This is a genomic window from Maribellus sp. YY47 (assembly GCF_023111095.1).
Lineage (GTDB): Bacteria > Bacteroidota > Bacteroidia > Bacteroidales > Prolixibacteraceae > Draconibacterium.
Map to the genome: position 1 here is coordinate 48,402 of NZ_JALGYW010000017.1, position 12,075 is coordinate 60,476.

The 12,075-nt window shown below is 42.7% G+C and carries 6 protein-coding genes; all 6 read left to right on the forward strand.

What is annotated here, in order from left to right; genetic code table 11:
* Positions 1-23: 23 nt before the first annotated feature.
* The 6 genes from MR764_RS14560 (at position 24) to MR764_RS14585 (ending at position 12,039) form a co-directional block, all read left to right on the forward strand.
* Positions 24-1,037, forward strand: a complete 1,014-nt coding sequence (locus tag MR764_RS14560; RefSeq protein ID WP_247980168.1) for a DUF5627 domain-containing protein — start codon at positions 24-26, stop codon at positions 1,035-1,037.
* A gap of 221 nt (positions 1,038-1,258) precedes the next feature.
* Positions 1,259-3,226: an alginate lyase family protein gene (locus MR764_RS14565; RefSeq protein WP_247980169.1), complete on the forward strand. Its 1,968-nt coding sequence runs from the start codon at positions 1,259-1,261 to the stop codon at positions 3,224-3,226.
* 68 nt (positions 3,227-3,294) lie between these two features.
* Positions 3,295-5,175, forward strand: coding sequence for a heparinase II/III family protein (locus tag MR764_RS14570; protein WP_247980170.1), 1,881 nt, complete (start codon positions 3,295-3,297; stop codon positions 5,173-5,175).
* A 102-nt stretch (positions 5,176-5,277) separates the two neighbouring features.
* Entirely contained in the window at positions 5,278-7,428 is a 2,151-nt protein-coding gene (locus MR764_RS14575) for a polysaccharide lyase family 8 super-sandwich domain-containing protein (RefSeq protein WP_247980171.1), read from the forward strand.
* Between the two features lie 10 nt (positions 7,429-7,438).
* Complete coding sequence (locus tag MR764_RS14580) at positions 7,439-9,319, forward strand: heparinase II/III family protein (RefSeq protein WP_247980172.1); 1,881 nt, start codon at positions 7,439-7,441, stop codon at positions 9,317-9,319.
* A complete protein-coding gene (locus tag MR764_RS14585; RefSeq protein ID WP_247980173.1) occupies positions 9,319-12,039 on the forward strand; it encodes a heparinase II/III family protein in 2,721 nt (906 codons plus the stop codon). The genes MR764_RS14580 and MR764_RS14585 overlap by 1 nt, the downstream gene beginning before the upstream one ends.
* Positions 12,040-12,075 lie beyond the last annotated feature (36 nt).

The following is a 12,075-nucleotide window of genomic DNA, read 5'->3' on the forward strand; positions in this document are numbered from 1 at the left end:
TTTAATAAGAAAAATTCAGAAAAATGAAAAAGATATTTTTAATACTGCTTATATTTTCAGGGTTAGCCGCATGTCATAATTTTGATATCGAACACCCTGATTTTGAATACACGTCTGGCTATTTTCCTTATCAGTTCCCGGTGAGAACCTTGGTGCTGGGTGATTATATTTACGATAATACAAACGACAATGCACACAAGTTTGTTATCTCTGTTGCAATGGGAGGGGTTTATGAAAATAACCAGGACCGTGAATTTGAGATTGAGGTTGACAACTCTTTGTGCGATCAGATTTTATTTAACGCTAATGGCGATACGATTAGGGCAATGCCAAGTAGTTACTATACTTTGAGTTCATCAGATAAAATCGTTATTCCAAGTGGCGAAATGAACGGGGGAGTGATAGTTCAGTTGACCGACGCATTCTTTAACGATCCTTTGGCAATAAAGCTGGGGTATGTTGTTCCAATTCGATTAATCGGATCAACTGATGTTGATACCGTTCTGTCAGGAAGTTCTACGAATCCAAATGCCGATGTTCGTGTTTCGTCGCAGTGGGCAGTTGCTCCTAAGAACTTTACCATGTTTGCGGTTAAATATATAAATGAATACCACGGTACCTATTTTCATTATGGTGCAAGTAAAGTGAAAGACAGTGGAGGCAGCGAGCTCGAAAGTAAAACCTACAGTGAAAAGTACGTTGAGAATAACCCAACTGCCAAGTTGGTAACTACCGGAAGAAACCAGGTTTCATTAACAACGAGCTTGAATTCTGATGTGATGACTGGAGAAATCACAATGTTGTTGAATTTCTCAGGAAATAAATGTACGATCACCAGTGCTGAGGGTGCTGCGTATACCGTTAGCGGTACAGGAGAATTTAAGTCGAAAGCCTATTCCTGGGGCAATAAAGAGCGCGATGGTATTGTGCTGAACTTTACTATCTCTGATGGTCAGCAAACTTATGAAGCAAGCGATGTACTGGTCGCTCGTGATAGAGGAGTGGTGATGGAAGTATACTCTCCTGTTGTTTATTAATATTTAACGAAAAGAACTACAATTAATCCGATATTCGGTTTAGTTGTAGTTCTCTTTTTTCTGTCCAATATGTACTGCCTCTTTTTACCTTTCGGTAATGAGTAATGTAACATATCTGCGGTACATGTTAATTTTTGCAGTTGTGTTGTTAGTAGAATTAACAACACATTGCCAGAATGTGGTATTTATCCGTTAGTTATTGATTGTAAAAGGTTACCGGAATGAGAAACTACGCTGTTGGTAAATTCAAAAAACAATTCAGGCCATACTTCTTTCTGATTGTTACTCTTATATTTTTTAGAGTTGGTCCGGTTTACTCCAGTCAATTTTTAAATGATACCGAAAAATTACTTTCCCGGATCGACTTGTCTGCCAACGAGCTGGAAAAAGTAAAGCAACTTTCCTCTAGTCCGGATAAAGCTGCAGCGGAATTGCTGGACTATTTCAGAAAACGGAACTCAGTAAAGCATTTTATAGACCGGAGTCAAAAAGAAAACTTCCTTGGCAAAGCTGCCGGGGAAAAGGATCTTGAAATGGCAGACAATGCTTTGAATCATATTTTTGTCGGTCAAAGTGCTTATCCCCCCTACTTCTGCGGCGATAATATCGATTGGGGAACACGCCCGGTTGCTGATAATGAATGGGTGTGGCAACTCAACCGAATGTATTTCTGGAACGCGATGGCAAAAGCATATTGGCATACCGGCGATGAAAAATATGCCCGAGAATGGTGTGCCCAACTGGTTGACTGGACCGTCAAAAATACAAACGACAACGACCATAAGTATGCCTGGCGTTCGATTGAGGCTGGAATCCGTGGGCATAGCTGGACCGAACTGTTCCAGTATTTTATCGATTCTCCGAATTTTACTCCCGAAGTACTGGTCGCTTTTCTAAACAGCATGTTCGACCACGCTGATTACCTCATGACAGTTTACCGAAGCAAAAGTAACTGGGGATTGATGGAAGCTGAAGGAATGGCTTTTATCGCGATCACATTCCCCGAATTTAAAGATGCCGTAAAATGGCGTACCGAGGCTTTCCGGCGCCTGAATAATGAAATTAATTTGCAGGTTTATCCCGACGGGCACCAGCGCGAACTGGCGATTGGTTATCATCTTGGCTGCATAAACTGGTTTTTACGCACCTTTGAACTGGCAAAAATGAACCAGCTCGAAAACATGTTTCCTCCATCCTACCTTAAAACGATAGAGCTTATGTGCGAAGTTCCAATGAAGCTGGGACATCCTGATGGTACGAATGCCCAATTTGGCGATGCCTGGGCCGGTTCTCCGGGGCAACATACCAAAAGATATTTGGAATGGGCTGAAAAATTTAAACGCGATGATTTTCTATTTCTTGCGACAAATGGGGAAAAAGGCCAAGAACCCGATTCAACTGCCTACGCGTTGCCCGAAAGTGGCTTGTATTCCATGCGAAGTAGTTGGGATAATGATGCCATTTGTTTGGTGTTAAAGTGCGGCCCCGACGGCGGCGGACACTGTCAGCCTGATAATGGAACATTTGAGCTTTTTGCCGGTGGCCGGAACCTGATGCCCGATGCCGGAAGTTTTATATACAGCGGCGATCCGGAGGGAAGAAGATGGTTCCGACAAACAAAAGTGCACCAAACACTTACCTTAAATGGTGAAAATTCAAAATATGCACCCAAACTTGTTTTATGGCAACCGGGTGAGAAACTGGATATACTTGTTGTTGAAAACCAGAGTTATGAAAATCTGGCTCATCGCCGGTCAGTATTTTTCGTGGATAAAAGGTATTTTGTAATTGTTGATGAAGCAATTGGGACTGCAACAGGCACTGTTGATGTCCATTTTCAGCTGGCTCCCGGGAAGGTATCTATAAACTCCGAAGATTTGTCAGTTAATTCTGATTTTAGCGATGGATGGAATGTTCATGTCAAGGCCAATACTCAAAAAGACATCCAATTGTTGAAAGAAGAGGGCCAGGTTTCATTTTTATATACGAAGAAAGAACCAAGACCGGCATTTTGCTACAGCCTTGAAAAATTGCAAAACCAGGATAAGGTTCGATTTGTGACCTTGGTTGCCCCTTATGAAAGTGAAGTTCCGGACATTAAGATTCAATTTGGAAATTCAGAAATCCCTGGGTTGCAACTTAACGTAAATGAAGGCGGAGTGAGGAAGGAAATTGGATATTCATTGTAGAGGAATATCCGTAAGAAAAGAGTTTTAAGGATAACAGAGAATAATTGAAAATCTAAATACCAACTAAAATGAAATCAAAATCTAACTTTTTTATTTGCCTTGTTATCGTGGCAATCTTTATTTCTTCGGCAGTAAAGGCAGGCACCGAAGAAAAGGAAATTCAGAAACTCGATAATCCAATATCGGTACAATATTTAAAGGCCAATTTAAGGAAATCTCAACCTCGCCTGGTCTTGAATTCAGCCATCGAAAGCAATCTGAAAAAGAGTTTAAAGTCAGATCCGGTGGTTCAAAACATGTATAAAGCCATCAAGTTGAATGCAGAAAGTATTATGGATAAGTCCTTTTTGGAAAGAAAACTGGAAGGCCGCAGATTGCTGGGGGTAAGCCGCGAGATGCTTTATCGTATCAACATGTTGGGGATCGTTTATCGAATAGAGAAAAATCCGGTGGTATTAAAACGAATCAACGATGAATTGATTGCTGTTTGCAACTTTACCGATTGGAATCCATCACATTTTCTTGATGTGGCAGAAATGTCGATGGCAGTTGCTTTTGCTCTCGACTGGACAGCAGGGAAACTACCAAAATCGACCATCGAAATGGCAAAAACTGCCTTGATTGAAAAAGGGATAAAACCAAGTTGGCCCGAAAGCGGGAAAGACCCCAGTTGGGCATACGGACATAACAACTGGAACCAGGTATGTAACGGTGGAATGATCGCTGCTTCCATTTCGATTGCAGAAAAAGACCCGGAGCTTGCTGCCAAAACCATAAGCAGAGCACTGGATGGCATGGTACAGGCTTTAAAACAATACTCTCCCGATGGAGTTTACCCCGAAGGTTCAACGTACTGGGGGTATGGTACCAGTTTTTCGGTAGTTACATCCGCTTTTTTGGAAAGCTCACTGGGAACAGACTTTGGAATTGCTGATTACCCGGCATTTAAAGAAAGCGCTGTATTTCGTTATTTAATGAATACCCCATCGGGCTGGTATTACAATTTTGCAGATTGCGGTGATAGAAGAAGCAATTCGGGTGATGATATTTTAGCATGGTTTGCGACGAAAACCGGGAATGCAGCGTTTTTTGAAAAAGAAAGATTCTTAATGCCAGCCGAAGAAATGGGTAAATTGTCGCGACTTGGTGGAGCAGCTTTGGTTTGGTTGTCGCAATACAAAGAAAGCGAAGATGTTAAAATGCCCAATGCATGGAAAGGTGACGGATCAAATCCGATCGTTGTTTTCAAAGGAGATGCAGATGATAAGCACGATTATTACTTTGGAGGAAAAGGAGGCAGGGCAACTACAAGTCATGGAAACATGGATGCCGGCTCTTTTATTTTTGAATTGAATGGCGTGCGCTGGGTGATTGATCCGGGGAACCAATCTTATAACGAACTGGAAAAAACCGGATTTGATTTGTGGGGAAGTTGCCAGGATTGTGAGCGCTGGACATTACTTACAAAAAATAATTTCGGGCACAGCACACTTTCTGTTAACGATCAGTTATTCATTAACGATGGTCAGGCTACCCTGATAGATTTTAAAGGAGGAGAGAATCCAAAAGCATCATTTGATTTAACAGCTGTTTACGGAGGAAACCTGACGAAAGCAATACGCAGCTTTGAAAAAGACAGCCCTGTTTCGATCGTCATTGATGATGAAATAGAAACATCCGAATCGTCAAAATTAATTACCTGGCAGTTACTCACCACAGCCGATGTTGAAATAACACCAACCGGCGCAATGCTAAAACAAGACGGGAAAGAGCTTAAGATCGAGAATCTGACTCATCCGAAATTAACTTTTACGGTCATTTCTCTTGACCCTGCTCCAATGCAATTGGATCGTCAGATAAAAGGATTGAAACGGATAGAGTTACGTATTCCTGCCTGGACCTGTGAAAACGGAAAAGATCATATCCGGATCAGGTTGTCCGAAAACTAAAGCGTAAAACAGGTCTTGGGATCTGAATACGGGAAAAAGCAGAATCTATTTAATGGATATTTTTTTCAGAAAGATCTGGCTTCAAAATTTAAAAATTTGATTATGAGATATGTATTGCAGGCTGTTGTTGTGGTTCTTCTTCAATTTGTTTTTATCCAAAGCAACGGAACTACCTCTGATATTGATGTTATAAAAAAGCGTGTTTTTGAGCAAGCTGTACAACCGTTACCCGATAATATTGTAATTGAGAATCTAATTGCTTCTATTAAGGCGGATGGTACTTGGCCGGGAATTGATTATGAGGATGTTTCACGCGAAGGTTTTCAACATGCAAGGCATTCTTCAAACATGGTTATTTTGGCTAGGGCATATAAAAGTAAAGAGTCAAAATATTATAAGAAAAAGGAAGTAAAAGCAGCGATTGAAAAAGCCCTGAAAAACTGGGTGGATCACGATTATTTCTGTGAGAACTGGTGGCATAATCAAATTGGAACACCGAATAACCTGGTAACTTTAATGCTGCTTGTTGGCGATGATCTTCCCAAGGATTTGGTAGAAAAGGCGCAACCTATTATCGGGCGTGCACACCTAACTGCCTCCGGAGCTCGTCCCAGTGGCGACCGGATAAAAATTGCGGGCATTCTTGCTAAAAACCTGCTGTTCATTGGCGATAAAGAGCAATTCGATCAGGTGATCAAAGTAATTGAAAGTGAAATAAAATTCAACACCGGACAGCGTGGAATGCAACACGATTTCAGTTTCCATCACCGCCAGGACAGGGTAAATAACACCTTGTCGTATGGGCTTGGTTATGCTGATGCTTTTGCCGAGTGGGCTGCCTATGTGGCGGGTACCGAATATGCTTTTTCAGAAGAAAAAATTGATCAGTTGGTGGATTATTTTCTGGATGGAATCTGTAAACAAATGGTTTATGGCCGCACTGATGACCCCGGAACAAAAAACCGCGATGTTTCCCGTCGTGAAAGTGGCAGGCCTGCCGGAACAGCAACTCCTGAGAGATTGCTGAAATCGGCGGATTACAGGAAATTGGAACTGGAGGAAATAATTAAGATCAGGAAAGGAGAAGCTGCAGCAAGCTTGTCGTTTGGGAAATTTTTCTGGCAAACCGAACATTATTCCCACCAGCGCCCTGAATATTTTACTTCAGTTCGGATGTTTTCTACCCGAAACCGGAACACGGAAGAACCTTATAACAGCGAAGGACTTAAAAACCATCATAAAGCAGACGGGGCCAACTACATTTCAGTTACCGGCGAAGAATATACCAATATTGCACCCGTGTTCGACTGGCAGAAAATACCGGGGACTACTGTGATGCAAAAACCTGAATTGCCCGCACCCAACGAAATTCAAAAAGATGGCCTAACTGATTTTGTTGGCGCAGTAACAGATGGAATGTACGGTGCCGTCGGTTTCGATTTTAAAAGTCCGCACGGTCCGCTTTCCGCAAAAAAAGCATGGTTCTTTTTCGATAAAGAATACGTTTGTTTGGGAACAGCAATAAAAGCACAAAGTAACCTCCCGGTAGCTACCACGCTCAACCAATGTCTGTTGCACGGAGATGTGGCAGTGGGATCAAACAACCAAAAATCAATCCTTGAAAAAGGAGATCATCAGTTGGTAAATGTTGACTGGATTTTTCATGATGGTATTGGTTACCTGTTCCCGCAACCGGTAAAAGTAAACGTATCAAACCAGGCACAAACCGGCAGCTGGTATTCCATTAACAAACAGGTTGATTCTCCCAAAGAGGAAGTAAGCCTTGATGTTTTTAATCTTTGGCTGGATCACGGTAGCCGGCCCGCGAATGAAAGTTACGAATACATTGTGGTGCCCGCCGTTACGGAACAGGAACTGGTTGGTTCTGATGGAAGAGAGATAGAAATTTTGTCGAATTCAGATGAAATTCAGGCCATGAAACATTCGGGCCTGCAAGTGTGCCAGGCTGTGTTTTACAAAGCCGGTGAGCTTCAAATCTCCGATAAGGTGAAGATTATATCTGATCATCCCGGAATTGTAATGATAAAACTGGATGGGGATAAAGTAATCAGTGTATCGGTGGCCGATCCCGCAAGGAATTTGGGGAGATATCATCTTGCCATTTCAGGAAAGACAGCTGAACAAGGTGATAACTTTATCGCTTCGTGGAATGAAAAAAGCGGGTTGACCCGCATTGCAGTTGACTTACCTCAGGGTGTTTACTGTGGAAAAAGTGTAAGCATTAAATTATAGAAATTGAGCAATGAATAAGTGTTATTTGATAGTCGGATTCATGTTTTTTATTTTGTTTTCATCTTTTGGCTGCGATAAGGCCGACGGTGAAAATAATCAGGAGGAAGCCAGGAGCATTGATCATCCCCGTATTTTGCTTTTAAAAGGAGAGGAACAGCAAATTAAAGATTTGATAAATGCCGATCCTACCTGGGCAAAAATGCATCAGGCCATTTTAACTGAATGCAGCAAAATTCTGGCAAAATCGCCGGTGGAAAGAGTTTTAATTGGCCGAAGGTTGCTAGATAAATCAAGGGAATGTCTTCGTAGGGTATTTTACCTGTCTTATGCCTATCGTATGACGGGTAAAGAAGTTTACTTTATTCGTGCTGAATCAGAGTTGCTGGCTGTGGCAGAATTTAGTGATTGGAATCCCTCGCATTTTCTTGATGTGGCCGAAATGACCATGGGGATGGCGATTGGCTACGACTGGCTTTATGACAAGCTGTCGGAAGAATCCCGCAAAAAAATCAGCGATGCCATTGTTTCGAAAGGATTGTATCCTTCATTAGACAGTGATTACAATTGGTTTTTAACTTCTTCGAATAACTGGAATCAGGTTTGTAATGCCGGTATGACTTACGGAGCGCTTGCTGTGCAGGAAGATTATCCGGAGCTTTCAACAAAAATTATCGATCGTGCTTTTGAAACCATTAAATTATCGATGGCAGAATACCAGCCTGATGGCGTTTATCCTGAGGGATATGGCTACTGGGGATACGGAAGTTCCTTCAACGTGATGTTTTTAAGCGCCGTGGGGAAAGTTCTAGGATCGGATGAAGGATTGACCTCTACGCCCGGTTTCCTGAAGACATCCAAATACCTTGAACATGTTCTGGCACCTTCAGGAAAATGTTTTAACTACAGCGATTGCGGACTTAGAGGAAACCTGAATCCCGCTATGTTGTGGTTTGCTGAAAAATCGGACAATCCTTCGCTGTTGTGGTCGGAAAACAAATTCCTTCAGAACAGTGATTTTTCCAAACTCACCGGCGATCGCCTTCTTCCGGCTATCATGATCTGGGGGAAAAACATCCCGCTGGATCAAATCTCCGAGCCATCAGAAAAAAGCTGGATGGGACAGGGAACGAATCCTGTTGCTATGATGCGTACATCGTGGTCCGATGAAAATGCTGTTTTTCTAGGATTTAAAGCAGGTTCACCAAGCGTAAACCATGGGCATATGGATGTAGGGTCTTTTGTGATGGAGGCCGAAGGTGTGCGTTGGGCTTCCGATCCCGGAATGCAAAATTACGAATCGCTGGAGTCAAAAGGAATGTCCATTTTTGGACGAACTCAGGATGCTCAGCGCTGGACCATTTACCGGATGAACAATCATTCGCACAACGTTTTAACCGTAAACGATGAGTTGCAGAAAGTATCGGGTTATGCAAAAATTGATAAATTCTCGGATACTGAAAATTTCAGGTTTGCTGTTTCCGATATTTCATCGGTTTATAAAGATTTGTTGAAAAAAGCAGTTCGTGGCGTTGCTATCATAGACGAAAAATACGTGGTGGTTCGCGATGAGATTGAGACACCCGAAAATGCTGTTAAGATAAAGTGGGCAATCTTCACTTTCGCGGGTGTTGAACTGGGTGAAAAGTCGGCTACACTTACCATCGGTGATAAAAAATTGTATCTGAAGGTGGAAGGGCTGGAGAACCTGACTATGAAAACATGGAGCACTGCTCCTACCAATGACTACGACGCCCAAAATCCGGGAACGGTTATGGTGGGCTTTGAATGTGATATTCCGGCAAACACTTCGGAGAGTTTTGAAGTTTTGCTGGTTCCTGAAAAATATGCCGACGTGGCTGTGCCTTCAGACAACACATTAAATAAATGGTGATGAATAGGAATAAAATTGTTCTGCTGATTTTTCTGTTGTTTCCACTCCTTCAGCTTACGGCGCAACAAGGTAATCCACACATTCTGGTTAAACCTGAGAATAGACAGGCTGTATTGGAAAAAATCGAGAGACAAGCCTGGGCAAAAACCATTTTCGACAAAATGCGGAACAATGTGGAGTCCTATGCTGATCGCCATCAAACCGATAAGGAATGGATATTAAGCCGTTACCTGATGAATCGTGTTCCCGGTAAACGTTACACGACGGTTTATTCGGATAACTCGGGGAAGGAGTTGATTAAATGGGAGGGAGATGCCCCGGTTCCCACAGTAAGGGTGAATACTTATTTGCGTACGCCGATAACGGAAAAGGGTACTTCGTACCGCAAACCCACCATCGAAGAGCTTGTTCCAAATGATACTTGCCGTTTGATGTACTTGTTTAATCCGGAAACGGAGAAGAAGGAGTGGGTTGATCCGCAGGCTTATATCACATCTATAAACGGTGACATTAACAAACTGGCACAGGATGCAGCCATAATTTACTGGCTTACAGGCGAAGAAAAGTTTGCCACTTTTGCTGCAGACATTCTTGACCAATGGGTTAAAGGAGCTTATTATCAGGAACCTATTGTAGGACCATGCCGCACAGGCTTTCTCGATATGCAGACTCTCGGTGATGCGGTTTCACGTCCGTTGATTCTTGCATACGATTTCATTAAGCCGTTTATGCGGCAGAAAGATTATGATTTAAGTTATTATGATACGGTATTTGAGAAAATTGCTTCAACTCTGGCATTTCGTGGTTACTGGAATAACAACTGGTATGCTGCCGAAAGCTCGACAATGGTTTTTGCGGCACTTAGCCTTGATAATCAGCAAAAACGGGATTATTATCTTCAATTTTTTCTTGAAAAAGATACCATCAACGGTAGTTGCGGGCAACTGGCGTTACCATCAACGGTAGAAAAATGGCTTACTCACGACGGACACTGGAAAGAACCGGGTGGGTATCACAACTACCCGGTGGGGAATCTGTTGATTTCGGCTCTGTCCCTTGAAAACAACGGATTTGATGTTTTTCTTCAGTTTCCGGCACTTTTTAGGGCTTCTTATGCGATGTTAAAATATTCGTTTCCAAACCTAACAGTTTCCGCTTTTGGTGATACAGGGCGAGCTTCGCAAAGCGCCGAATCACTTGAAATCGGGCTTATTGGTGCAGTCAAATACAAACAGCCCGAATTGCCCGAAATGCTGGCTTCGATGAAAAAGCTAATCGATGGTGATAAATACCGGCGCGATGAATCAGGATTCCTTGGATTACTTTGTTTTCTTCCTGAAATACCCGAAACAACCTCATCGTTTGAATGGCCCAGAACCGGAACACTCGATTTCGCTCGCTATTTTCTGCAACGTAACGGAACAGATCCAAAAAAGGGACTGATGGTTGGAGTGCAGGGAGCTACATACAACCACAACCATTGCAACGGGATGGCTATGGAATTGTATGGGTTGGGCGAAGTAATGGGAATTGACGCCGGGACAGGACCCAATTATGAACATCCGATACACCGCAATTATTACAGCCAGTGGGCTGCACATAACACTGTAGTGGCAGCCGGTGCTTCCAGTTCGGTTCCCTTCAGCGGTTCGGCGGGCACAAAACAAATCGGGCAGATTGAAATGGAAGCTATGGAACCTATGCCCGACAGTGATGCAGTGTCGCCGGACTATTCGTTTACTGATACGCGTTATTTCGACAAATCCACCAACACTAATCAATTGAGAACTTTGGCTGTCGTGCGGACTTCCTCTTCTTCGGGTTATTATGTCGATATTTTCCGCTCCGACAATGAAGTGAGCAACGATTATGTCTACCACAACATGGGGGAAGGTCTCGTGTTAACCGACAAAAACAGCGATGTTTTGAAAACGGTTTCAACAACTTATCCGTTGACTGAAAAAGACTATCCGGGATTCCGCTTTTTTACGGATGTCAGGAAGCTGGAAGATTATGCCGGAAATATTACAGCATTGTTTACTGTCAAAGAAAATGAACATCCCGATAAATATATGCAGGTCCTTGTTCCGGGGGCAAAGGACCTAACCTACTTCACCGCGTTGTCGCCCAAGGTTAAAACGTCAGGGCATCAATATAAAAATCTTCCACAACCTGTTTTTACCATTCGTGCGCGAGGGCAAGCTTGGAATGAGCCTTTTATTGCTGTTTTCGAACCTTTTGAAGGGAACGGGACCCAAACCGTAAGGGAGGTCGAAAAAATAGAGGAATTGTGCAGTAACGAAAATACTGTGCTGAAAGTTTATAACAGAAATGACTCGGAACAGATCATCTTACAGGGAAACGATTGTGACTCGAAAATTGACGGAAATAACATTCTGTTTCAGGGTTATTTTGGCGTTATTTCGCTAAAAAATGATCAGCCCGAACATCTCTATTTGGGGAAAGGAAAAGAAATTGGATACGGCCCGATGGCGCTGACTGCTGAAAGCGACGATCTTTCTGCAGAGATTCGTAGAATAGAAAATGCTTCATATCTAGTTAGTTGCACTCGTCCCGTGAAGCTTATTCTTGAAAATTCAACGATAGAAGAAGTCATTTTGGTTATAAATGGGTTATCGCAGAAAATAGAGGCAGAGCCGGTTGGGAAGGGAGTATCGGTTCTAATCCCATCGGTCATGGGAGCAGAGGTGAAATGGTAAGAGAAATAAATTATTGAATCAAAACAACAACAATAA